This window comes from Streptomyces chengmaiensis (assembly GCF_029846775.1).
Classification (GTDB): Bacteria; Actinomycetota; Actinomycetes; order Streptomycetales; family Streptomycetaceae; genus Streptomyces; species Streptomyces chengmaiensis.
Map to the genome: position 1 here is coordinate 235976 of NZ_JARWBG010000005.1, position 20762 is coordinate 256737.

Below are 20762 nucleotides of genomic sequence, written 5' to 3' on the forward strand. Positions count from 1 at the left end.
GCCGCACGTCTGTCGCGGCTTCGCTCGCTCCACTTCCTGACCACCGCAACGTGAACACCGCCTGGTGGCAGGAGCTGTGGCGTCGTCACGCGCACATCACCACGCCCCTGCGGCAGCGCGGGCTGGAGTGCGTGCGACATCGAGTTCGGACTCAGCACGTACATCGTGCGCGTCGCGCTCCCCGACGGCAGCTACCTGATCGTCGGCCCGCCGCAGGAGCCCTCCTCCGACCGTCCACCGGGGAACCCCGAGGGATGGATCGTGACTCGCCAACACCCCGAAGACCATGCCCTGTTCGAGGTGATCTACGACTCCACCCCATCGACCGACCCTTGTGCCCCTGACCGGCCCGAAACACGTAACGGCGGCAGCGCCACCCACGTGATCGAGGCCATCGATCACCGGCTCACCCAGCTCGGTCTGCTGCCCGTTTCTCGCTCGTCCACCGAAGGCCCGCTCGTGTCCACAGCCTCACAGCCCCACGCACAGGAGTCTCCGGACTTCTCCCACAGCGCGGACCGCACCCCCGCGTACGACTACGGCGACGCCCTCCTCGCTCTCACCGACCGGCTCAACGGGACCGAGTCGCATGCGGACGCAGCCGCCATGCTGCACCAGATCCTGGATCCGACCGACGGCCTGCTGGAGCGGCTCGGCGAGTTCTTCGAAGCAGCCGGGGAGAAGGCCAAGGAAGCCGAGCACGACGACGGCTTCGACTTGTCGTACGACCTCGCCGACGCCGCGGCCGAAATCCGCAACCTCGCGGAAGTCCTGCACGTCGCCGAGGACCGAATGCGGGCGCTGCATACCCCACCACCAGCACCCCCGCGTTCAGCGGCCCCGCCCCGTACCTCACCCCTCCCCCTGCCTGTCCTCCCGCTAGCACAGCCGCGGCACAGACGCTGACGCCCGCGGCTACCTCGCCGCGAGGCGGGCCGGTGCACCCGACGTGGTCGCGCTCTGCGTCGGTGACCGCGCCTCGTCCCTCATCCCGCCGCAACGGCAGCCACATCCACCCGGACGCGCCGGCCTGCCCGCCCGAGCACCACTGGAGTCCCCATCCGCATCACCCGTCACGCCCTGCCGCTGATCGCCTGTGCCGTCGCTGCCTCCTTGGCCCTGACCGGCTGCACCAACGACAGCGACACCGCCGAGTCCAAGCAGACCTCCACGGCCAGCACTGCGCCGAAGCCGACCCCGGTTCCCTCGCTGACCCAGGCGCAGGCGCGCGAGGCCATCGCCCACTACTCGAAGACCAACAACCTCGCTCACCAGAGCCAGGACCACGCCCTTCTCGACACCGTCGAGGCGGGCCCCGATACGCGATGTCGCTGGCCGACATCAAGCAGGACGAGGCCCTGCCCCAGACCGATCGTGAGCCGTACCGAGCGTGGTCGTACGACCTGTCCGCCACCGACGTCTACATCCCACGCCTGAAGGACGGACAGCAGCGGTGGTTCGCCGCCGTTACCCGGGCCGGCAGCCAGCAGCAGTACGCCCGCGTCCTGATCCTGGCGGAGAGTACGCAGTCCAAGCAGCAGTGGGAGATGGTCGCCACCGTCGACATCGACGATCCGAAGCAGCTCCCGAAGATCGAGCTCGACAAGGACGGGTACGCCACCGCGGTCGACGCCGCCTCGCAGTCCCTGGCCGCGCCGGTCGGCGTGCTTCGCTCCGCCGTGACCGACAACTTCGCCACCGGAGGCGAGACGACCGGGAAGAAGGTCTTCAGCCCGTCGAACGCCTCCCAGCGGCAGATCAAGGTCCACGACGAGACGACCCGGAAGTTCGGCCCGCGCGGCACCACACGCTTCGCCTCCGCCGACCCGCGGTTCGCCGACGCTTACGCGCTGAAGACCACCACGGGCGCACTCGTGATCTTCTCCCACACTCACACCCAGCACGACGCGGTGACCGCCCCGGGCCTCGGGATCGTGCCGGAGAAGCAGGACCGCGCCTGGCTCGGCACCAGCCCCGGCCCCGCCTTCACCTACACGTTCACCTGCACCGACATCGCCGCCGTCCCGAGCGCGCCGGCGCCGTCGAGCCTCCTGGGCTACGGCTGCCGACGCACCGACGCCAAGGCCGCTGGCTCCAGCACCTCCGTCTAGAAGGACCCGTGCCCCAAGACCCCGACTTCGAGCTGTACGACAACGTCGGCCGCGACGCCGACCAGATCGCCGCCGCCCGCTACGGCATCGCCACCCGCGGTGATCTGCTCCGGTGGGCAAGGCGGGACGCCGAAGCGTTCCTCGCGGAGCATCCGCTGCCGGACGAGCCCCTGCCCAGCCCTGACCTCGCCCTCCCCCTACCTGGCCGCGCTCGCCGCGGCCCAGACCCCTGCCGAGGTCAGCGCCGTCACCCAGCGTCTTCTGGATGCCGCCGAACCCGCACTCCGGGCGGTGAGCGACTACCTCTTCGCCACCGCCCAGTGGCGCGGCCAGCACCGCGGCGCGGCGAAGGGCTCGCCGCCCAAGCTCCTGATGGAGGCGGCCAGCCGCAGCCTGTCCGTGGCGGCCATCGCGGACGAGGCCGATCTCAGGACTCTGCGCGCTGCGTACGACCCGGCGCCGACGCCGAACCTCCCGCCGCCGGGCCCGGCACGGGCCTCGACGGCACTCCCCCCGACCCCGCCGCACGTTCCGCCCGCCGGCCCGGCACCCAGCCGGTGATCCTGAAACGCCCTGGAGGCCCCTCCTGTCGACCGGTTCCTTCATCGCCCGCCCCACCGAGACCGGCTACACCGGCATATACGTCCATCTCGACGGCCAGCCGAGCGAGAAACTGCCCATCCTCCTCGCCGCACACCGGTACCGGTTCGGCCGTGACGTCGAGGCCATGGTGCGGCATCTCGTGGACGGCGTCGCCGTGGGATGGGACGAGCTGGGCACTGATCTCCTGGACGGTGCCCCGCCCGAGTTCCTCTCGGCGCTGACCGGCGGTGAACAGTGGTCCAGCAGCACCCTGGACCACCTGGTCACCCCCGACGGCTCCCCGCCGGTCCGCATGGCGGTCACCGAGAAGACCGCCGCCGATCTGGACGTGCAGTGGGGGTACATCCTTCGCCCCCACGGGATCGAAGTGATCAGCGTGCTGCACGCCGCCGCCGGTCCCGTCATCGCTTGGGACACCGACCCCCGCGCCCGGTTCAGCAACCACCCGGCGCACTGGTCTGCCCCCGCCTCGGCCGCCGCGCCACCGGCCCGTCCCGCCCCCACCTCGCCTTCGGTCGCTCACCGCACCTCTGCCCGCCGCTGACCCTTCCGCCCGCGCTTCCCGGAGATTTCCCTGCCCACGCCCCCGATCACCGTCGTCATCGCCAGTCGCCTGCGCGAGGACCGCCTCGATTACCTGACCGCCATGCACGCCAGCCTCACCCGGCAGTCCGTACCGTGGGAGGCAGTGATCGCCCTCGACGGCGCCGACCCGAGCCGTCTGCCCGCCCCTCTCGCGGCGGACCCGCGCATCCGTACCCTCACGCTGCCCCGCGCGGTCGGCGCCGCCTGCGCCCGCAACCTCGCCCTCACCCAGGTCCGCACCACGTACGTGAACTGGGCGGACGATGACGACGAGTTCACCGACGACGCCATGACGGCACGGCTGTCCGCCCTCGAATCCACCGGGGTGGGCTGGTGCGCCGGCTGGAGTGAGGACCTGCACCCCGACGGCTCGACCACGCTGTGGCGCTGCCCCACGCCGCCAGGCCGACACGAGGCCGGCGACGTCATGAACTACTGGCCACGGCCACAGGACACGATCCCGATCGGGCCGACCACGATCCTCGCCCGCACCGACCTCGTGCGAGCAGCCCCGATGGGCGGCCTCGTCCAGGGCGAGGACTACATGGCGGCCGTCGGCGTCACGGTCCTCGCCCCGGGGATACTGCTGCGCCTGCCGGTCTACCGGTACCGAAAGCATCCGGGGCAGATGACGCAGCAGGCGTCGTACGACCAGTTGGAGGCGGCGGCCCGCCAACACGCGCACGGCTATGGACTCAGCCTGCGGGCCGCCCTTCGTACCCGCGAGGCCCTCGCCCGTGGCTGACGCGCACATCGTCCTCGCCTACAGCCGGGATGCCGGCATCGTCGCCATCGCCGGCGGCGAGCAGTATCCCTGGGCCCACACGGCGCTGGAGGAGTCCGGCTTCCGCCGTGGCGAAGCAGGCGTCTACCGCCTTCCGGCCGACGACGCGGATGCCTCCCGCGCCACGGTGGCCGGCCTGATCATCTGCGCCGAGCGGCACCGCACCAGCGTGTCCACCAGCAGCCGGCGCTTCATCGGCGACGCCGCTCGCGACATCGCGCGCCTTCTGCCCGGCCAGTGGAGTGCGGCGGTCGAGATCTACTCCCACCCCGTCTGGCAGGAGGACCTCGTGCCCTGGATATGGGACAGCGGCGAACTCGGCCGCGCCCTCCAGACCGAGCGGATCCCCTACGCCGCCACGCTCACCGACATGGTGCACGGCACCACCCTGTTGCTCACCGAGCGCCCCGGACGCCAACTCGACTACCTCGTCGGCGCCTTCGCACCGAAGGGGCTGGAGGAGGGCTACGGCGATCCGCACGCCCCGCGCAGCATCGTCCTGCCGCCATTTCCCGGACGCGCGGCCCAGGCCGTCGCCGACCGGTACCTCCCTTCCTATGAGCAGGCCGTCCATGCCCGCCGGACCGCGGCCATCTCCACCGTGCTCCAGCACATCCGCTCCGAGCGCGACACCTGGCAGGCGATGGCCGCCTCCGCCCGCTACCGCGACGCCACGCCGCTCAGCGTCAATGCCCTCGGCGCCGCGACCGAGGACTTCCTCGACCGCTCCTGGCGCAGCTTCCTCACCGTCGTGGACCACGCCCCGACCCTGCTCGAACGATGCCAGCCCGCCCGCAGCCCATGGCCACAGGACGCCGCCGCGCTCTCCCGCCTGGCCGATGCCGTGGCCGACGCCGAGGTCCTGCTGGAGGAGGCGGTCCACAGCGGGCCTCTCCCACCCCGGGAACGCCAGGCGCGGACGTGGTCGGCCATCGAGACCTGGCTCACCGATGGAGAAGCCTTCCTGCGCCAGGCCCGCGTGAGCACACCGCACCGGCGCCCGGCCCTCGCGGTGTCCGCGCCGCTGCGCCCTCTGCCTGCGGCGCGTCCGGCCCCCCGCCGCTGATCTGCTCCACCACCGACCTCGTGAGGAGTTGCCCGCCCTCTTGGAACCCGGCACCCACTTTGTCTTCGGCACCCACAAGGAACACGGCTTCGTCGCCTCCTTCACTTCCTCCATGCCTTCGCACCTCGCCCAGTGGTTCCTGGTGCGCGAAGAGTTCGAGCCCGTCCCCAGCCAGCCCGGGCTGTTCAGGCTCAGCGAGCCGGAACGGGACGGCCCTCGCCGTACCCGCCAGGCCGTCCACGATCTGCGGCGCCAGGGCTACGCCGTGCACGCCGACATCGCTCTCGACCCGACCGCTTCGGCCGGCCCGCCGCGGCCCGTTCTGCCGAACGGGCTGCTGGAACGCCGCAGCCGTCTCGCGCAGGCCGCTGCCGGCCGCACGACACAGCGCGGCACGGCGCCCACCACCTCGCCCCCGTCGGCCCGGCCCATCCCACCGAAGCCCACCTACGCACCCACCGTCCACCTGACGGCCTCGGGTGGCGGGCGCTCCCGGTGACGCCCGGAAGCGGCCCGGCCCCCGAAAGCCCGCTGCCCGTGGCACCCGACCTCGCAACGCGCGCACGCGACTTCCGACTACGGATGGCCGTCATCGCCCGCGAGACCGAGGTCGCGCTCGACATGACCCGCGACCGCTACGGCCGCACCGTTCACGAAGGCGCCGCGGCAGCCGCGCTAGCCCACCGGGACAAGTCGGCCGTGGAGGCATACGCCACGCACCTCGCCCCGTACGCCGATGCACTGCTCGATGCCGCCCGCCGTGCGCTCGACGAGCTGCCGCCCGCCCGGCACCTGGCCGGATGGCGGACCGTGCTGGACGGTCTCGCCGTCTCCGCCGCCGAAATCCGGAGGGCGCTCGACCGGCCCGCCGCCACTGGTTCCGCCGTACGCACACAGCATGCGGCCTTGTGGCCGCACCTCGCCGCCTGGGCGGACCACGGCTCCATTGCCGCCAACCTCGCCGATCAGAACCAGCACCAGCACCACAAGGCCCCGCCGACCGACGGAGAACAGCAGGCGTGGACCGAGCGGGCCCAGGCCGCGCAGCAGCGAGGCGAGCTGGAGCTGACCGAGTCGTGGTACGCCGCTGACGGGCAGCCCATCACCCTCGCCCATCTGATCGAGGACGACGACTCGAGGGTGGTCGCCCTCCAAGGTGACCCGGACGCCCCCGGCTGGCAGGTGATCGGGCACTTCGCCCACGAATACGAGGCCGGGCAGGTGCTGCCCGCCGCGGTCCCGCCCGGCGTGCTGCGCGCGGACGTCTCGGAGTTCAACCGCCCCGTGCCCGCTCCCGAGGTATCGCTGCAGGAACTCATCCGGGACGTCGTCGAGGCCCAGCACGCCGGCGACGCGTCCAACGCGCTCCTCGGCGCCACCCAGCGCGGCTACGACGCGGGCCCGATGATCCGCCTCCAGGAACTTCTGGAGACGGCAGGCCAGTTCGCTAGCGCACTGGAGACCGTCCAGGGCCGGCAGATCGCCGCGCGGCTCACCGCACTCGGCCGGCAGATCGATTTCTTCACCCGCGAAGTGCACGACGCGGCCGAGGACCTCGGCGCGACCGTCGCCGTCCTGCCGCCGCACCGCACCCCCGTCCTACGGGTCCGCCCGCGCCCCGCCGTGGACACCACACCGCCCACGCCGCCACCCCGCACCACCACCGTCCGCCACCGCTAGGCACCGCTCCCCGAGAGAAAGCACCCGTTGTCCCTGACCGCACCCCCGGCCCCGGCACCGCGCATCACCTATGGCGCGGTGCTGGGCAGCCCGTACGTCGCCCGCCTGCTCGGCGGCACCCTCACCGGCCGCCTCCCCAACGGCATGGCGCCCGTCGCCATCCTCCTGTGGGCCACCGCGACCGGAGGCAGCATCGCCTTCGGCGGACTGCTCAGCGCCCTGTACGGGCTGTCCTCCGCGCTGTCCCAGCCGGTCAAGGGACGCCTGATGGACCGCTGCGGGCAGACCGCCGTGCACCTGCCCGCCGCCCTGCTCAACTCAGCACTGCTGGTGACCCTGCCCGTGGTCGGACCCCAAGGAAGTCCGGCCCTCGCCACGGCGGTCGTCGTCGCAGCCGGACTAACCACACCGCCCCTGGAGGCCGGGCTCCGGGCGCTGTGGCCCAGCGTGCTGCCCAATCCCCGGCTGCGGCACGCCGCGCTCGCCCTCGACACCGGCACGCAGGGCCTGCTGTACATCGTCGGCCCGCTGCTCGTCGCCGCGCTCGCGTCCGCTTACAGCCCGTCCCTCGCGCTCGCCGTCACCGCCGCCCTCGGTCTCGTCGGCACCGCAACCGTCGCCTGCGCACCGCCCTCCCGGCGCTGGCGTCCCGCGCAGCCGACGAGCACGGACGGCAGGCCCGGGCGGCGGCTGACCAGCCCCGGCCTGGTGCTGCTGTTCGTCTCCCTCACCGGCATCGGGTTCGCGATCGGGTCCATGAACGTGTGGTCGATCGCCATGGCCGAGCACCACGATCAGGACATGCTGTCCGGGATCCTCCCCGCCGCGTTCTCGACCGGCAGCTTCCTGGGGGGCCTCGTCTACGGACGCCGCACCTGGACCAGCACCACCACCGGCCGACTGATCGCAGCCGGGGCCGCGTTCCTGGCCGGGTGGCTCCCCCTGCTTGCCCTCCTGGGACCGTACGCGGCCACCTTCGCGGTCATCGTGCCCGGTGCGTTCCTCACCGTCGTGGTCGCCTGCGCCTACGTCACCACCGACGCCCTCACCCCCGCGGGCCGCACGAGCGAGGCGTACGCGTGGCTGATCCTGTCGATCGGTGCCGGCCAGTCCGCCGGCACCGCCCTCGCCGGACGCCTCGCCGAGCACCCCCTCGCCAGCGCCGCACTCCCCGCCGCCGGCGCCGCGTTCGCGCTCACCGTCCTGCTCGCCGCGCGGACGCACCTCGGCCCCGCCAGCCGGCCCTTGCGGCAGGGCCGACACCGCCGCCCGTCCCGGGGCCGGCACAAGACCCCCTGAACCCCCTGACTTTCAGACTCATTTGAGGAGATTCGTATATGGCTGTCCGTACGCAGTGGACTGTCGAGCACTCCTGCTCCCACGAAGTCGTCCATGACCTGTCCAACCGTCCCGCCGACAAGCGCGCCGGATTCGCCCGCTGGCTCGCCGGCCGGGACTGCACCGACTGCTGGAAGGCAGCTCGCGATGCCGACACCGAGTCCAAGGAGGAGTGGCTCGCCGCCAAGCGCGCCGAGGAGCAGCAGGCTGCCGTCGAGTGGGCGAAGCAGTTCGACATGCCGCAGTTGGAGGGACCGGAGAAGGCCCTGGACTGGGGCGAGCGGTCCCGGCACCAGCTGATGACCTCCGCGCAGACCGCGCTGGTCGTCGAGGGGACCTGGGACGAGGCGGACTGGGCGGAGCTGGAGGAGAAGGCCCGCTCCATCACCCGCGCCGGATGGTGGATCGACCAGCGGGATGCGGAGGGCACCGACCTGCTCGAACTCCTCGACGCCGCCGGCGAGGACGACCGCGGGACAGAGAACCCGTTCCGCTGACGGCGGCGGAACATAGCCGAGGATCGCCGGTTAGCCAAACCGGCGATCCTCCGGACCATTGTTCCTCCCACCGCCACCCGCCTCGCGTGGAAGGAACCCCCATGTCCCAGCCCCCGCCCCCGCCCACTCCGGTGTTCACCCCGACACCCGATCCGCTCACCCCCGACCGGGACATCACCCACGCCCACTTCCAGGCCGGCGACACGGTCGTCGTCCTGAAGGGGGCCGCCGGCGGAGAACTGTGGGGAGACGCCATGCGCGTGGTCGCCCCGTCCTGGCACACCCCGACCGATGAGGACGGATGGCGGCTGCGCGATGCGACCGGCGGCGCGCAGTCGTACATCACCGCCCACCCCCGCTCCCTCGTGCACCTCTCCCGCCGCTGCCCAGACTGCCTCATCTACCTGCGGGCCATGGAGGACTACCTCCTACCGAAGTACGCGGACGGCGAGGCGATCGTCGACTGCGGCTGGTACACCACCACCGCCCTCGGCCAGCTCGTACACGTCGCCGACGCCCGGAGCGGCTCGTGACCCTCCCCGGCCGCGAGACCTCCCTCCGCGAAGCCAGGGTTTGTGCCACCGACTATCTGGCCGCCCCGTTCTGGCCTGTCCAGCTGGCGGAAGAACTCCGCGAACTCGGCGTGGACTGGAGGGAATCAGCCGAGGTGTGTGCGGATGCGGCATGGGCCGCCCGTGCCGCTGGGCGCAGCGTTCTCGGCCTGCTGAGTCCGGAAGAGATCACCGCAGCCGACCTCGATCCGGTCATCGCCCGTACGTACCGGCATCTGTATCTGAGCGCCCTGCGCTACGACTTCCGCTGCCCCACCCTCCAGGCGTTCGTCGAACAGCTCCCTCCCAGCGCGATCTCCGAGTTCGACTGCTACAGCCGGGCCCTGTACGCCTTCGCACTGCTCGGCCAGTCCCGCCCCGAGGGCCTGGACCTGATGGACGAGGTTCTCGCCGAAGCCGGCGATCACGCCAAAACCCTCCACGTTCTGCTGCACGGACTGTGGCTCGGGCACGACCTGGACCAGGGGGCGGAGCGGCTCCTCGCCCTCAGCGCGCGGCCGGCCTTCTGCGGCGGCACCGATCCGATCGTGCTGTTCCGGGTGGCCGGCGCCCTGCGCCGACTCGGCCGCTACGCCGAAGGGCTCGCGGCCATCGACCGGGCCCTGGATCTTCTACCGCCGGGCGACATCACCGTGCACGCCGATCTGGTGCGCGAGCGTTCCCTGACCGCCGCTGCCCGTGACGTGCACCAGCACCTGTCCGCCCGCACCTTCGGAGGCGCGGCAGCGTGATAACCCGCAACAACCCGCGCGCCCACGGGCCGTACGAACCGCTCGGTGAAGCGCTGGGGCGTTCGGTGCCCATCGGGGGCGGGCTGCCGGAGGACACCGTCGTGGCCTACTGGCCGGGGCTCGACTCCTACACCCTGGACGACGAGCAGGCCACGTGGACGGCCACCCAGTGGGCCGAGCATCTCGAAGACCCGCTGCTGGAGCACCCCTTCGTCGCCAGCCCACAGGGTGACCGCCGAGCGATCTTCCACCTCGACGTCCGGCTCCACCCCGACGACCGCGAGCTGACCGGCCCCGAATGGGCCGAAGCCGCCCACAGGCTGGCCCGCGCCGCGGGCATCGAAGCCCCCGGCGAGGCGAACGGCTGCCGGTGGATCGCCGTCCAGGCCCAGCCCGGACGCCTTGATCTGATTGCCAACCTGATCCGCCTCGACGGCTCCTGGCACACGCCGCCTGCCGAGGTCCTCCGGTGCCTCTCGGCCGAGGCCCGCCGCATCGAGCAGGACCTGCGCCTGGTCCCCGTCCGAAGCACTTCCCGGCCGCAGGCCGTCGCCCGGCCCGCTCCGACAGCATCAGCCCAGCTCGCGGCCATCATCTCGCAGCTCGCCGACGAGCGGACCGGTCCCTTGGCCACGGTGCGCGGACTCATCGAGCACACCGCCCACCAGGCCGCCCGCCAGCCGGGAGCCGCCGGTGCCGACACGGCGCATCGCCTGGAACTGATCGCCCGCCGCCTCTACGGCATCCAGCAGGACCTCGACACCGCCGCGACCCACCTGAGCGCACCCACCCGGCCACGCACAGGCGTCCCGGCACCGACCGCCATCACGGCACCTTCACGTCGATCACCGTAGGAGAAACGTCTCTTTGCCCCTGGCCGACCGATCCCTGACCGTCCGCCGCGATCCGCACTCCGAGGAGGTCCTCGCCCGCGGCGGAGACCCCGAGGCCCACAGCGTCCTGCAGCGTACGGGCTTCGTCCCGGTGGTCCGCGTCCACGAGACCTACCACCGCGCCCCCACCAACCTCATCGAGGGCGACGACACGCGCCTCGGGATCGAAGCCGTCGCCCGGCTTCGGGCCGTCGGGTACCACGTCGACTGCGACGAGGACTTCGACACCGACCACCGCCCGGTCCACGATCTGCCGCTGGGCGCCACGGTCGCCCATCTCGCCCAGCGCATCCGCGAAGCCACCACCACCTGGGATGCGGCTGGCGTACTCACCGAACTGACCGCCTCCCACGACGGCATCCTCGCCGCCCTCGAAGAAGTCCTCATCGCCACCGCCGAGTTCCACGACGGCCTTGGCGACGCGGCCGACCCGCACATCGCCCGACGGCTGCGCTACCTCGCCGACGAGCGTCTCCGAGCCATCCGTAGCGACCTCTCCGATACCCGTAACGCCCTCACCGACCGGCACATCCCGCACCCGGGCCGCAGCATCTGCGCCGCAGAGGTCCCCGCCACCGAACGCGAGCGCTCCGCCGTGTGCGCCTGCCCGCCCCCGCCGCGCACGCTGCCGGCCCCGCCGCCCCCGGTGGCCGCCGGGCTGCGCCGCTGACCTTCACCTCGCTCAAGGACACCATGCACGATCACGCCAACTCCGAGCGCCTCGCCTCGTACGCCGACGTCCTCGCCGGCGAACTCCCGGGCGCCTGGACCAGCTCCTACCACCCTCCCGAGCACAAGGACGATCTGGCCGAACTGGCCGACCGCATCTGGGACCTGGACCTCGTCGCCACTTCCCTCGCTGAGCACCCGCTCCAGCAGGCCGCCGTCCTCAGCCGCCTGGACGGAGCCCAGCTCGTCGTCCTGGAACGGCACGACGAGCGCGACGGATTCCTCGTTGCCGCCGTCGCCCCGCGCGCACTGCCCGACGAGGCATACCGCGCAGTACCCGAGCCCAACGGCATCGCGCTCGCGGACGACCCGTTCCTGAGCGCCGAGCAGGTCGCCGGCGACCTGCTCGCCCGCTACGACATCGCTCTCGCCCAGGTCAGGCACAACGCCCTGGGCGGCATCCAGCCGTCCCAGCCTGATCGGGTCGTCCTGACCTGGCAGCAGGACGGCAGCGTCGCCGCCGCGCCCGTCGGTGACGCAGCCGGCGCCGTCCTTCTGGCTCACGGCTTCATCCAGGATCGGCAGACCGGTATCTACCGCCTGGGCGCAGACGACACTAGGGCCCAGGCCCGCGCTCTGCGCGCGATCGGCCCGCAGCTCGACGCGCTGGGCATCGGCACGGCGCTCCAGCACCCCGCAGCTCGGACCGCCCCCAGCGCCGTCCTGCCGCCGGCCCCGGCCGCCACACGAACGTCGGCCACCAGGACTCGATGAGGCAAGGGGAGCCCGACTTCCTGGTGCTGGAGTACGTCACCATCACCAAGGACCCACGCACCGGGCTGGTCGTGGCGATCGGCGGGACCGAGCGGGCGGCGGACATCCTCCAGCGAACCGGTGGCTTCCTTCCCGCTCGCGGCCCCCGCGGGGACTACCACCGTCTTCCCCACGGCCTCCCCGTCGAGCAGCAGCGCCTGAAGGCCACCGCGGCATCGCACGCCCTGCTCTGCGCCGGTCACAGCGTCCACCTCGACCCCGCCTTGAACGCGCTGACCGCGCCGAACGGCGAACGCGACGCGGCTCTGCGCTACCTCGCCCAGCTCGCCGAACGGGCCTCCCGCGCCGAGAGCAGCACCGAGGTCGCCGAGGTCCTGACCGAGATCGCCGGGCCGGCCAGTGGCCTGCTGCCGCTCACACGCGACGTTGTCGTCAGGGCCTGGATCGCCTTGTCCCATGAGCCGGACGCCGAGAGCGCAGGCCCCGACCCCGTCGCCGACCTCGGGGACACCGCTGACGCGCTGTCGCGCGCCGCCCACCGGATCCTCGCCGCGCGCAATCACGCCGCGCGGGCTCCCGAGCGGTCGACAGCCAGAACACCGCCGCCGAGCCTCCCGAGGCAGCCGTCCGCCCCCGCACCCCGACGCCGCTGAACTGGAGAACCGCCCATGGGCAATCGTGCCGATGATTACGGCACCGACGTCGAGATCTACGTCAAAGCGTTGACGACCACCATCCACGCCGCCACTCCCACCGGCGCCCCGGCCAAGCTCCACGGCTTGCTGGAGCAGCTCGGTCTGGAACGCCACGAGTACCCCGTCGGCGCCCCTCTGTACGTCTGGCACACCGTGCCGGATCACCTTGGTGCCGAGGAGCAGAAGCGCCTGGCGAGCCGGGCGATCCCGCCGCTGCTGATGGCCGGATACAAGGTCAACATCGACCCCGACCTGTTCGACGAAACCGCCTACCAGCAGGCCGCGCGGGAGGTCCGCGCCAACAGGCCACGCCCCGCCAGACGGCAACCGCCACCGGCTGCCTCCTCCTCGCGCCCCACACCGTCCCGGCTTACCCCGTAACGCCCGTCGGGCGGCCCCGGCACCCGGGGCCGCCCGCTCCCGCACCGACAGCCTTATCGGAGAACCCCGTAACACCCCGCAAGCCCCCGCCGATCAGCCACCGCCTCACACCGCGCCTCGCCACCGCCCTGTTCCGCCGCTACCTGCGCGCCTGCATCACCACCGGCCCCCACCGCCCCTCCCCGCCGGCACATGCACGCCCCGAAGCCGTCCTCGGCGAAGCGCGGCGGATCGGCCACCGCCACCACCACTGATCCCGACCCCCGTCCTGGAGGAGCATGCCCCACTCCAACCCGTACGTACGGCTGGCCGACGAAATCGCCCGTCAGCTCGGCCAGCTCGGCGACCACCTCGCGATACTCCCCCCTCATGAAGCAACACAGGTCATCGCACGCGTTGTCGACCCTGCGGACGGCGTCCTCGCCGGCGTCACCCACCTCGTCTCCGTCAGCAGCATGTTCGCCAAGGTCCAGGCCGAGCGCGGCGCCCTGCCCGCCGAGGTGTGGCTCGCCCTGGGGCGGGCCTCCAATGAGCTCGACGCCATCGGCGGGGACCTGGACGAGCACCGAGAGATGCTCCAGCACGCCGGCAACCGGCCCGATACCGCACCGGCGAAGCCGCCGGCCCCTGCTCCACTCGTCGTCCGGCGGCGCCGGTGAAGAGGAAGCAGTGGCAGGGCTGGGGGGCGGGCGAGCAGGCCCAGCAGCACTACCTCGTCGAGCCCCGCGCCCTCGCCGGCGGTGGTGACCTCCGGCACGTCTCCGAGTTCCTGCGCGCTTCGGGTTGGCGGGACAAGTCCAAGGCCGGCGGTCCTCTCGCCATGGAAAGCCCGGACCGCGCGGTCCGTATCACCTACGACCCCTTCGTACTGCCCGGCGGGTGGACGATCCACGGTGCCGCGAGCGGCCATCAAGACGAGTGGTGGGCAGTCCTCGGGCGGCAAACGCCGGTGGAGATCGTCGCCGGTCTCACCGACGCCCTCAGCCGGCCCCGCTCCGCGCACGCCCCCAACGTGTGGGCACCTTTGCGGGAGCAGGGGTGGGACCGTCCGCCCAACGCCGAGCACGTGACCGCGACCAGCCCCGACGGCAGCGCCTGGATGCAGTTCCACCAGGGGCCTGACGGCGAGGCCATGTGGTGGTCCGGGGCGAAGGACAAGCAGGGCAACGGCTGGACAGCCCAGTTCGCCCCCAGCACCCCGATGCACCTGGTGCAAGCCTTCTCGACCGCGCTCGTCAGCCCCGAGCCCGTGATGCGCCCGCTCGGACGGGTTCCGCAGAGCGCCCAGATCCGCACCACGTCCGTGTCCGTCCTGCCCTCCCAGCTCAGTGCCTGGCAGCAGGCCCGGATCACCGCCGCCCGCGCCGCCACCTGGGCTCGCAACGCCGCCCGGAGCAGCCGGCCGCGCGCCACGGCCCGCCCCCACGCCTACTCCGGTGGCGCCCGCACCTACCGCTGATCACCCACACCCACCAACTGAGGAGCTTGATGCCCGCACTCACCCCGGACACCATCCGCACGGCGACCGAGACCCTGTCCCTTCTTACCGACTACCTGCGCGAGAGCCCCGACCCCGAAGAGGCGCTCGCCCTCGTCGAGCCTCTGCTCGACGAGTACACGGGCCTCCCCGTCCAGCTCGCCGACACCTTGCGCGCCCTCGCCCGCGCCGTGCAGGACCACCCGGACACCCCGCGCACCCTCGAGGTCAGCCTCCTGATCGCGGAACTACGCACCGCCGCATGGGAGCAGGGCGACCAGCACACCCTCCACTACGTCCTGGACGGCCTGCGCGGCCTGTACGGCAGCACCGTCGCCAGCGGACCGGGGTGCGGCCGGTGCCGGTGAGCGAACGACAGCTCGCCGCCTTCGCCGACAAGCACGCCTGGCGGATCCCGTTCGACACCAGCCCCCGCCACCTCGCCGGCCCCGGCGACGCCCGCCACGTCACCCACGGCCTTGCCACAGCCGGATGGACCCGCACGTCCGACCCGCTGAGCGCCGAGATCGTCCTGCGCAGCCCCGACCACCGTCACAGCCTGCAGTTCGACCCGCAGTCCGCCACCTCCGCGTGGTGGCGGCTGCGGGCCGAGCCCACCGGCACCGAGCCGGGCTGGTACGCCGAGTTCGGCGAACTCGTCCCCGCCGAGATCCTCGCCGGCCTCACCGACGCCCTCGTCGCACCTGCACCCGCCGCGCCGGCCAACCCCCTGCCGGCGCTGGAAGCAGCCGGTTGGCTCATCGACGGCCGCGGGGCCGCCGTCTCCGATCCACCGGGGTGCAGGGTGGAGCGTCGGTCGGAGAAGGGCGATGGCACCGTGCCATGGCGCGAACCAGACCGTGCGTCCTGGCACATCGAGGTCCGGGATCACCCCTGGCCCTTCTCTGCGGGCCCCCGGATCTGGCACGCCTGGTTCGACGGCAACACGCCGGAGCACCTCGTGACCGCCTTCATCACCACGCTCGCTGACAGCGCCCCGCTCCAGCGCGGCATGTACGACCGCACCGCCCACGGCGTCGTGCAGAAGCCGAGCCCGCTCACCCCGGAGCAAGTCGTCGAGGCTCACGCCGCCCGACTCGCCGGCATCCGCAGGCAGGCCCGCCTCGTGCGGCGTCGCCAGCCGGAAGCCGTGACGCGCCCGGCGACGGAAAGCACCACCCGTTCCACCGCTCGCCGCTGATCCCGATAGGACACCTCACCATCTCCCTTGAACCCGCCGCACACCGCGAGTTGCTGCGTCACCTCGCCGACTACGTCGCTGACAGCAAGAAGATCCTCGACGCCTGGGACACGTACTCCGACGAGCACACCGGCCTCGACGGCTGGCCGTACGACGATCACGCCTACGGGCTGCGCAAGAGCCAGCGCGACGCCGACACGGCCGCCGCGTTCGAGACCGTGCGCACCGGCGCCCGCCACCTGCTGGCCACAGCCGAGACCCAGCTCGCCCACCTGCCCGCCCACGCAGTGCGGAGCCACTGGGGGTGGCAGCTCGGCGTCCTGCGCGACGCGCTCGACCGCCTGGATGCGCTGCACGAGGAATGGGTCCAGACCCGTGACGGCCTTCCCGCCGCCGCCCGGCCGGGTACCCCGGCATTGGATGACGCCCTCGCCGAGCACCACGCCGAATGCTGGAGCTACCTCGACACCTGGGCCACTCACGGCAGCGTCGTCCGGGACATCAACTCCGCAGCCCGGCAGGCATCCACACCATCGGTCCCGTCGCCAACCGTGACCGCGGTCCCGGCGTCCGACCGTGCCAAGCCGGGGCGGAGGTAACCATGCCGAAGCCCCCCGAGATCGTCGATGTCGACTTCGTCGCCCCTCGCCACCTGGCCGGGGGCGGAGATCCCGCCTGGGTCACCGTCCCTCTCCATCGGGCCTGCGGCTGGAGCTACGGCCACGACCCCCTGATGCCGCGCGTCATCCTCTCCAGCCCCGACCAGAAGGCCCTCTTCCGGCTCGAGCCCGACCCGGACGGCCAGTGGTGGACGCTCCACCACGCCCAGCAGCCGGACCGGCCCGCCTGGTACGCGAGCTTCGGAGCCCGCACCCCGGTCGAGCTCACCGCTGGATTCATCGACGCCCTGACCGACCCCGCCGCGACCGCATCCGCCGAGGCCGACCTGTACGAGCCGCTCCAGCGGCTCGCCTGGTCACCCCCCGCCACCGGGGGCGACGGCCTCGTGTCGCCCGACGGCACCGCGTACGTCGAGCGCGTGGGCAGCGCGCAGGAACCAGGCGCCTGGTTCGTCACCGCCACGCTCGGCCCGGGCCGACAGCCGGTGTGGCAGGCCCGCTTCGGCGAGCACACTCCGCCGCACCTGATCACCGCGTTCACCACCGCGCTCGCCGATCCGAACCCTGTGCTGCGCACCGGCAGCATGCGCAGTCTCCCGATGCGTAACCCGGACGCGGTCACCCGCACGCGCCGGGAGGTTCCCGCCGTACAGGTCGCCTCGGCCCTGGAAGAACGCGTCCACGCCCTCGCCGCCCGCCGCGCCAGCAGGCCGGCGAGTCGGAGCCCCCTTCGACGGCCACCGGACAACAACCGCCGCAGCCGCTAACCCCCTTCGTCCCCGCCCGGAAGCACGTAGCCCTTTGCCACCCTCCTCCAACAGTTCCTCCGACGGGTACGACATCGTCTTCCGTCTCCTCCTCGGAGTGCTCGGCGTCGTCGTCCCGCTGTCCCATCTCGCCTGGCTGTCCGGCAACATCACCGCGTGGCTGGCCGTCGACCACTGGGCGCCTTACCAGCCGACCGCCGCCCTCCTCCACCCTGACCAGCTCTGGCCCCAGGTCGGAGAAACATCCCTGCTTGTCGGCGCTCGCATCGTCCCGATCGCATCCCTGCTCGCCCTCGGCGCCGTGACCGGCGTCCTGTGGTCCCGCCACAAGAGCAGCAGCGGCCGGAAGAAGATCACCGGCATGGCCAAGGCCCGGGACATCGAGCCACTGATGGCCAAGGCGATCACCACCAAGGCCCGCTCGCTGCGCCCGAGCCTAAAGGACGCCAAGCACATCGAGGCCCGCGACACCGGCATCCTGCTCGGCAACCTGCAGGGCACCAAACACGAGGTCCGCATGGGCTACGAGGATGTGGCCGTCGCCATCATGGCGCCGCGCTCGGGCAAGACCACCTCGCTCGCGATCCCCTCCATACTCGCCGCGCCCGGCCCGGTTCTGCTGACCTCGAACAAGGCTGCGGGCGATGCGTTCACCGCCACCTACGACGCCCGCGCACGCGTCGGCCAGGTGTGGTCGATGGATCCGCAGCAGATCGCACACGCAGCACGCGAAATGTGGTGGAACCCCCTCGCCGACGCCAAGACCCTGGACGGCGCCGGGCGGTTGGCCGGCCACTTCCTCGCCGCCTCGGTGGACGCGAGCCAGCAGGGTGACTTCTGGTCCAAGGCCGGATCCAACATCCTGTCCCAGTTGTTCCTGGCCGCGGCCCTCGACGAGCGGCCGATCACCGACGTCATGCAGTGGCTGGCCTTCCCCGCCGACCGCACCCCGCTCGACATCCTCCGTGACCACGACTTCGCCGCCGTCGCCGCCCAGCTCAAGGGAACGGTCGAGGGACCGCCGGAGACGCGCGATGGCATCTACGAGACTGCCCGCCAGTACGCCGCCGCGCTGCTGAACAGTGAGATCGCCGCATGGGTCACCCCGCAGAAGGACGTGCGCGAGTTCCGTCCGGCCGAGTTCGTCACGTCCACCGACACGCTTTACCTCTTGAGCAAGGACGGCGGAGGCGGCGCCAGCGCGCTGATCGCCGCGTGTGCGGACTCGGTGATGCGCGCCGCGACCGCGCAGGCCGAGCGCGCCGGCGGGCGGCTCGACCCGCCGATGCTCGCGATCCTCGACGAGGCCGCCAACGTGTGCAAAATTTCCGATCTTCCGGATTTGTACTCCCACCTCGGCTCCCGCGGGATCATCCCGATCACGATCCTGCAGTCCTACCGCCAGGGCCAGAAGGTCTGGGGGGACGCGGGCATGGACGCCATGTGGTCCGCCTCCACCGTGAAGGTGATCGGCTCCGGCATCGACGACCCCGACTTCGCCGACAAGCTGTCCCGTCTGATCGGCGACCACGACGTCGAGACCACCTCCACCTCGCACTCCGAGTCCGGCAAGTCGACCTCCGTATCGATGCGGCAGGAGCGGATCTTGCCCGCCGACGCGATCCGCGCCCTGCCCAAGGGCACCGCGCTCTGCTTCGCCACCGGCATGCGCGCCGCGATGCTCGACCTGCGCCCGTGGTACCTGGAGCCTGGCGCCGCCGAGCTCACCGCCGCCTCCAAGCGGGCCTCCGACGGCATCACCAAGCGGGCCGTCGCCAAGCACACACCGGGGCAGAGCGACTTCGGGACCGCAGCATGAGATCGATACGGCTCCCGGATGGTGCCCGGCTCGCCACCTACGTCGACGGTCCGGCACAAGCACCGGTGACGGCAGTCCTCGTGCACGGGCTCTCGGTCACCGCTGACCTGTGGCGCTCGCACGTACCGCTCCTGCTCCGTGAGGGGATGCGCGTCGTGCGTTACGACCAGCGAGCGCACGGCTACTCCACCCGCGGCACCGCCGCCCTGCGCCTCGACCAACTGGCCGACGACCTCGCCCAAGTTCTTGAGGAGACAACGCCACAGGGGCCGCTCGTGCTTGCCGGCCACTCCATGGGAGCGATGACGCTCATGCGCTTGGTCGCGCGCCACCCCCACCTCGCGCCGCGCATCCGCGGGCTGGTGCTGATCTCGCCCCCGTACGGTGGCATCAGCACCCGCACGGGCACCGGTCCGACCCAGTCCCTGCTCACGCTGGGCCGCAACCTTCTCGAATCCGCGTGCAGGCACGCGCCGTACCTGCTCGACGCGGTCCGGCGGCGTCTCCCCACCACCAACCGGTGGGCCCTGCGTCCAGACACCCATCCGGCATCCGGTGCAGTGCCGTTGCCGTGCCGGCAGGGCCTGCACACCACGGCGACCGGCGACATCGCCGCCCTGTGGCACGACCTCGCCAACCAACAGCCCGACCTCAGTCCGCTGCAGCAGCTCGGCGGCCGGGTCAACCTTCTGGCCGGAAGCCTCGACGCCCACATCCCGCCCGAGCAGACCGGTCGTCTTGCCGCCTGTCTGCCCGGCGCCCAGCTGGAGACGGTCGCGGACGCCACCCACGCATTGCCCCTGCGGCACGCACAGCTGGTCACCGACCGAATCTCCCGCGGCGCCTCCCCACTGTTCAGCTCTGACCGATCTCCCGGAGCCACACCACCCCATGCCTCCGCTCAGCCTTGTAGAACAGGCAGAACAACTCCGTGACCTGGCTCGCCAGTTCGAGGCCCTGCATGCACGCGTTCGGGACGTCTCCTATACCCCCGGCACCGACGCGCTGCGCCTCATCAGCCCGCTCCTGCTCAAAGCCCAAGACCTGACGGCCACCATTGTCGTCCGCCTGGGCGCGCTCGACGGCAGCGCGTACGCCAGCGTCGCCGGCAGTCGCGCCAGCCTGGAGTGTCTGGCCTCGGTCGTGGTCGTTTCCTCCCTGGCCGGCAACGACCTCGCCAGCGCGCTGTACGCCAACCCGTACGAAGGAGCGCCGTTCCCCGGCTACCCGGCAGACGACGAGGCGGTGCGTACCGCTCGCCACGCCGAGGCCATACCTCGTATGACCGGCCACCTCGCCGATGCCGCCCACCAGCTCGACCTGTGCGCCACCGGGTGCCACTACGTCGCCACCGGCATCACCCGCGACCTCGCCGCCGCACAAGAACAAGCGAAACCCGCGCAGCGAACGACCGGCCCCACCACAGCCCCCTCAGCGTCCCGTACTTCCCGCGTACGGCGTTGACGCTGTCCCCAAGCCGCCGCCGGCCGGACACGCCG

At 72.0% G+C, this 20762-nt stretch carries 26 protein-coding genes and 1 pseudogene; 26 read left to right on the forward strand and 1 reads right to left on the reverse strand.

Annotated features, from left to right (window positions below):
• Positions 1–50 precede the first annotated feature (50 nt).
• Positions 51–906, forward strand: a pseudogene (locus QCN29_RS07390) (hypothetical protein).
• Between the two features lie 167 nt (positions 907–1073).
• Here the strand turns inward: QCN29_RS07390 and QCN29_RS07395 are convergent.
• Positions 1074–1238 carry a hypothetical protein gene (locus QCN29_RS07395; protein ID WP_279926903.1) on the reverse strand — a complete coding sequence of 55 codons (165 nt, stop codon included), beginning with the start codon at positions 1236–1238 and terminating at the stop codon, positions 1074–1076.
• Positions 1239–1325: 87 nt separating this feature from the next.
• On the opposite strand from QCN29_RS07395, the gene QCN29_RS07400 reads away from it, so the two are divergent.
• From QCN29_RS07400 to QCN29_RS07520, 25 genes are all read left to right on the forward strand, one after another.
• Positions 1326–2111 carry a hypothetical protein gene (locus QCN29_RS07400; RefSeq protein ID WP_279926904.1) on the forward strand — a complete coding sequence of 262 codons (786 nt, stop codon included), beginning with the start codon at positions 1326–1328 and terminating at the stop codon, positions 2109–2111.
• A gap of 291 nt (positions 2112–2402) precedes the next feature.
• On the forward strand, positions 2403–2672 hold the full coding sequence (locus QCN29_RS07405; RefSeq protein ID WP_279926905.1) for a hypothetical protein: 270 nt from the start codon (positions 2403–2405) through the stop codon (positions 2670–2672).
• 166 nt (positions 2673–2838) lie between these two features.
• On the forward strand, positions 2839–3258 hold the full coding sequence (locus tag QCN29_RS07410; protein ID WP_318036699.1) for a hypothetical protein: 420 nt from the start codon (positions 2839–2841) through the stop codon (positions 3256–3258).
• Between the two features lie 45 nt (positions 3259–3303).
• A complete protein-coding gene (locus QCN29_RS07415; RefSeq protein WP_279926961.1) occupies positions 3304–4044 on the forward strand; it encodes a glycosyltransferase in 741 nt (246 codons plus the stop codon).
• Positions 4037–5149, forward strand: a complete 1113-nt coding sequence (locus QCN29_RS07420) for a hypothetical protein (protein WP_279926906.1) — start codon at positions 4037–4039, stop codon at positions 5147–5149. Before QCN29_RS07415 ends, QCN29_RS07420 begins: the two co-directional genes overlap by 8 nt.
• Positions 5150–5189: 40 nt before the next feature.
• Positions 5190–5648, forward strand: coding sequence for a hypothetical protein (locus QCN29_RS07425; RefSeq protein ID WP_279926907.1), 459 nt, complete (start codon positions 5190–5192; stop codon positions 5646–5648).
• Complete coding sequence (locus QCN29_RS07430; RefSeq protein WP_279926908.1) at positions 5645–6829, forward strand: hypothetical protein; 1185 nt, start codon at positions 5645–5647, stop codon at positions 6827–6829. Before QCN29_RS07425 ends, QCN29_RS07430 begins: the two co-directional genes overlap by 4 nt.
• A 27-nt stretch (positions 6830–6856) precedes the next feature.
• Positions 6857–8128, forward strand: coding sequence for an MFS transporter (locus QCN29_RS07435; RefSeq protein ID WP_279926909.1), 1272 nt, complete (start codon positions 6857–6859; stop codon positions 8126–8128).
• Between the two features lie 38 nt (positions 8129–8166).
• On the forward strand, positions 8167–8664 hold the full coding sequence (locus QCN29_RS07440) for a hypothetical protein (protein ID WP_279926910.1): 498 nt from the start codon (positions 8167–8169) through the stop codon (positions 8662–8664).
• Positions 8665–8765: 101 nt separating this feature from the next.
• The gene (locus tag QCN29_RS07445) at positions 8766–9197 is read left to right on the forward strand and encodes a hypothetical protein (protein WP_279926911.1); all 432 of its coding nucleotides are present in this window, start codon (positions 8766–8768) and stop codon (positions 9195–9197) included.
• On the forward strand, positions 9194–9967 hold the full coding sequence (locus QCN29_RS07450; RefSeq protein WP_279926912.1) for a hypothetical protein: 774 nt from the start codon (positions 9194–9196) through the stop codon (positions 9965–9967). Before QCN29_RS07445 ends, QCN29_RS07450 begins: the two co-directional genes overlap by 4 nt.
• The gene (locus tag QCN29_RS07455; RefSeq protein ID WP_279926913.1) at positions 9964–10821 is read left to right on the forward strand and encodes a relaxase/mobilization nuclease; all 858 of its coding nucleotides are present in this window, start codon (positions 9964–9966) and stop codon (positions 10819–10821) included. The genes QCN29_RS07450 and QCN29_RS07455 overlap by 4 nt, the downstream gene beginning before the upstream one ends.
• Before the next feature lie 13 nt (positions 10822–10834).
• Positions 10835–11530 carry a hypothetical protein gene (locus QCN29_RS07460; RefSeq protein WP_279926914.1) on the forward strand — a complete coding sequence of 232 codons (696 nt, stop codon included), beginning with the start codon at positions 10835–10837 and terminating at the stop codon, positions 11528–11530.
• Positions 11531–11553: 23 nt separating this feature from the next.
• Positions 11554–12303: a hypothetical protein gene (locus QCN29_RS07465; protein ID WP_279926915.1), complete on the forward strand. Its 750-nt coding sequence runs from the start codon at positions 11554–11556 to the stop codon at positions 12301–12303.
• Positions 12300–12956 (forward strand): hypothetical protein, encoded by a 657-nt coding sequence (locus tag QCN29_RS07470; RefSeq protein ID WP_279926916.1) that lies wholly within the window; start codon positions 12300–12302, stop codon positions 12954–12956. Before QCN29_RS07465 ends, QCN29_RS07470 begins: the two co-directional genes overlap by 4 nt.
• 15 nt (positions 12957–12971) lie before the next feature.
• Positions 12972–13379 (forward strand): hypothetical protein, encoded by a 408-nt coding sequence (locus QCN29_RS07475; protein ID WP_279926917.1) that lies wholly within the window; start codon positions 12972–12974, stop codon positions 13377–13379.
• Between the two features lie 278 nt (positions 13380–13657).
• A complete protein-coding gene (locus tag QCN29_RS07480; RefSeq protein ID WP_279926918.1) occupies positions 13658–14038 on the forward strand; it encodes a hypothetical protein in 381 nt (126 codons plus the stop codon).
• Positions 14035–14838, forward strand: a complete 804-nt coding sequence (locus QCN29_RS07485) for a DUF317 domain-containing protein (RefSeq protein WP_279926919.1) — start codon at positions 14035–14037, stop codon at positions 14836–14838. Before QCN29_RS07480 ends, QCN29_RS07485 begins: the two co-directional genes overlap by 4 nt.
• A gap of 29 nt (positions 14839–14867) precedes the next feature.
• Positions 14868–15224, forward strand: a complete 357-nt coding sequence (locus QCN29_RS07490) for a hypothetical protein (protein WP_279926920.1) — start codon at positions 14868–14870, stop codon at positions 15222–15224.
• Positions 15221–16057, forward strand: a complete 837-nt coding sequence (locus QCN29_RS07495; RefSeq protein ID WP_398859139.1) for a DUF317 domain-containing protein — start codon at positions 15221–15223, stop codon at positions 16055–16057. Before QCN29_RS07490 ends, QCN29_RS07495 begins: the two co-directional genes overlap by 4 nt.
• A 50-nt stretch (positions 16058–16107) precedes the next feature.
• Complete coding sequence (locus QCN29_RS07500) at positions 16108–16656, forward strand: hypothetical protein (protein ID WP_279926922.1); 549 nt, start codon at positions 16108–16110, stop codon at positions 16654–16656.
• A 2-nt stretch (positions 16657–16658) separates the two neighbouring features.
• Complete coding sequence (locus QCN29_RS07505; RefSeq protein WP_279926923.1) at positions 16659–17444, forward strand: DUF317 domain-containing protein; 786 nt, start codon at positions 16659–16661, stop codon at positions 17442–17444.
• A 34-nt stretch (positions 17445–17478) separates the two neighbouring features.
• The gene (locus QCN29_RS07510; protein WP_279926924.1) at positions 17479–19263 is read left to right on the forward strand and encodes a TraM recognition domain-containing protein; all 1785 of its coding nucleotides are present in this window, start codon (positions 17479–17481) and stop codon (positions 19261–19263) included.
• Positions 19260–20198, forward strand: coding sequence for an alpha/beta fold hydrolase (locus QCN29_RS07515; protein WP_279926925.1), 939 nt, complete (start codon positions 19260–19262; stop codon positions 20196–20198). Before QCN29_RS07510 ends, QCN29_RS07515 begins: the two co-directional genes overlap by 4 nt.
• A complete protein-coding gene (locus QCN29_RS07520; RefSeq protein WP_279926926.1) occupies positions 20155–20727 on the forward strand; it encodes a hypothetical protein in 573 nt (190 codons plus the stop codon). Before QCN29_RS07515 ends, QCN29_RS07520 begins: the two co-directional genes overlap by 44 nt.
• Positions 20728–20762: the final 35 nt, after the last annotated feature.

Excerpts from the sequence above, each read along its gene's own strand:
- QCN29_RS07395 (WP_279926903.1), bottom strand. The coding sequence starts at position 1,238 with ATGGCCTCGCGCGCCTGCGCCTGGGTCAGCGAGGGAACCGGGGTCGGC.
- QCN29_RS07400 (WP_279926904.1), top strand. The coding sequence starts at position 1,326 with ATGTCGCTGGCCGACATCAAGCAGGACGAGGCCCTGCCCCAGACCGAT.
- QCN29_RS07410 (WP_318036699.1), top strand. The coding sequence starts at position 2,839 with ATGGTGCGGCATCTCGTGGACGGCGTCGCCGTGGGATGGGACGAGCTG.
- QCN29_RS07440 (WP_279926910.1), top strand. The coding sequence starts at position 8,167 with ATGGCTGTCCGTACGCAGTGGACTGTCGAGCACTCCTGCTCCCACGAA.
- QCN29_RS07445 (WP_279926911.1), top strand. The coding sequence starts at position 8,766 with ATGTCCCAGCCCCCGCCCCCGCCCACTCCGGTGTTCACCCCGACACCC.
- QCN29_RS07465 (WP_279926915.1), top strand. The coding sequence starts at position 11,554 with ATGCACGATCACGCCAACTCCGAGCGCCTCGCCTCGTACGCCGACGTC.
- QCN29_RS07470 (WP_279926916.1), top strand. The coding sequence starts at position 12,300 with ATGAGGCAAGGGGAGCCCGACTTCCTGGTGCTGGAGTACGTCACCATC.
- QCN29_RS07475 (WP_279926917.1), top strand. The coding sequence starts at position 12,972 with ATGGGCAATCGTGCCGATGATTACGGCACCGACGTCGAGATCTACGTC.
- QCN29_RS07480 (WP_279926918.1), top strand. The coding sequence starts at position 13,658 with ATGCCCCACTCCAACCCGTACGTACGGCTGGCCGACGAAATCGCCCGT.
- QCN29_RS07490 (WP_279926920.1), top strand. The coding sequence starts at position 14,868 with ATGCCCGCACTCACCCCGGACACCATCCGCACGGCGACCGAGACCCTG.
- QCN29_RS07505 (WP_279926923.1), top strand. The coding sequence starts at position 16,659 with ATGCCGAAGCCCCCCGAGATCGTCGATGTCGACTTCGTCGCCCCTCGC.
- QCN29_RS07515 (WP_279926925.1), top strand. The coding sequence starts at position 19,260 with ATGAGATCGATACGGCTCCCGGATGGTGCCCGGCTCGCCACCTACGTC.
- QCN29_RS07520 (WP_279926926.1), top strand. The coding sequence starts at position 20,155 with ATGCCTCCGCTCAGCCTTGTAGAACAGGCAGAACAACTCCGTGACCTG.